We start from the raw sequence: 1352 nt of genomic DNA on the forward strand, positions 1-1352 counted from the left end.
CTCAGCGGCGCACTTGCGGCGCTGGGCGAGCCTCGAAGGATGCACGGCCCGGCCGGTGGCCGTGCACCCTTCGAGGCTCGCTGCGCTCGCACCTCAGGATGACGGGAAACAGGTCCGGTTGACATCACCGGACAAAGGTCGCAGACGGTCGGGACTTGCTGCCCGAACCGATGGACCATCCGATGAATTCCACTTCCCCCAAAGTCGCGCTCGTGACCGGCGCCGCGCGCGGCATCGGGCTCGCCGCAGCGAAACGCTTTCTCGCCGACGGCTGGCGCGTCGCGCTGCTCGACATCGAGGGTGAATTGCTGCGCGCCGCGGTCGCGGCATTGAAGCAGCCCGACACGACGCTGGCGCTGACCTGCGACGTATCGGATGCCGATGGTGTGACAGCCGCGATCGCGGCGATCACGGGCCGCTTCGGCCGGCTCGACGCGCTGGTCAACAACGCCGGCATTGCCGTGTTCACGCCGGTGCTGGAGACTTCGGACGCCGACTGGAACCGGATCATGGCGGTCAACCTCACCGGCCCGTTCCTGTGCACCAAGGCGGCTGCGCCTGTGATGCGCGAGCATGGCGGCGGCGCGATCGTCAACATCACCTCGATCTCGGCGGTGCGCGCCTCGACACTGCGCTCGGCCTACGGCACCAGCAAGGCCGGGCTCGCGCACCTCACCAAGCAGCTCGCGGTCGAGCTCGCCTCGCTCGGCATCCGCGTCAACGGCGTGGCGCCCGGGCCGGTCGAGACCGCGATGGCCAAGGCCGTGCACACGCCCGAGATCCGTGCCGACTATCACGACGCCATCCCGCTCAACCGCTACGGGCTGGAAGAGGAGCTGGCGGAAGCGATCTTCTTCCTGTGCTCGGATCGCGCCAGCTACATCACCGGCCAGATCCTCGCCGTCGACGGCGGCTTCGACGCCGCCGGCATCGGCCTGCCGACCTTGCGCGGCCAGCGGCGGAATGGGTAGCTCAAGCCGCCGCGCGTTTGTTCAATCACCGTCACCCTGAGCTGGCCGCTTCTTCAGCGGCCCTCGAAGGGTCGACGGCCCGACTGTGGCCGTGCATCCTTCGAGGCTTGCAAGAGCTCGCACCTCAGGATGACGGGGTCGGTAGCGGCGGCAGGTTCACTGCAACAACGCGCCAGGCGCCCTGCAGCCGGTCGATCCGGGTCAGCGACAGCGGATCGATCACGAAGCGCAGCGCGAGCTCCGGCGCGAGGTCGAGCGCGATTGCGAGGATCGCGCGGATGGTGCCGGAATGCACGACCAGCACGACGTCGCCGGCCGGCAGGCGCGCCAGCCCTGCCCGCGCCCGCGCGATCTGATCGGCAAAACTTTCGCCGCCAGGCG

General features: G+C 69.2%; 2 protein-coding genes. One reads left to right on the top strand and one right to left on the bottom strand.

The features are described 5' to 3' along the window. Nucleotides 1-182: 182 nt before the first annotated feature. Nucleotides 183-971: an SDR family NAD(P)-dependent oxidoreductase gene (locus H8B02_RS47205; RefSeq protein WP_229172501.1), complete on the top strand. Its 789-nt coding sequence runs from the start codon at nt 183-185 to the stop codon at nt 969-971. 124 nt (nt 972-1095) lie between these two features. Here H8B02_RS47205 and H8B02_RS47210 read toward each other — a convergent pair. After that, nucleotides 1096-1352 (bottom strand): histidine phosphatase family protein (locus tag H8B02_RS47210; protein WP_229172502.1); only part of this gene is annotated, 257 nt, incomplete at its 5' end.

The organism is Bradyrhizobium altum (assembly GCF_020889705.1).
Taxonomy (GTDB): domain Bacteria; phylum Pseudomonadota; class Alphaproteobacteria; order Rhizobiales; family Xanthobacteraceae; genus Bradyrhizobium; species Bradyrhizobium altum.

Bases quoted from the DNA above. Each gene is read 5' to 3' on its own strand.
- H8B02_RS47205 (WP_229172501.1), top strand. From the start codon at position 183: ATGAATTCCACTTCCCCCAAAGTCGCGCTCGTGACCGGCGCCGCGCGC.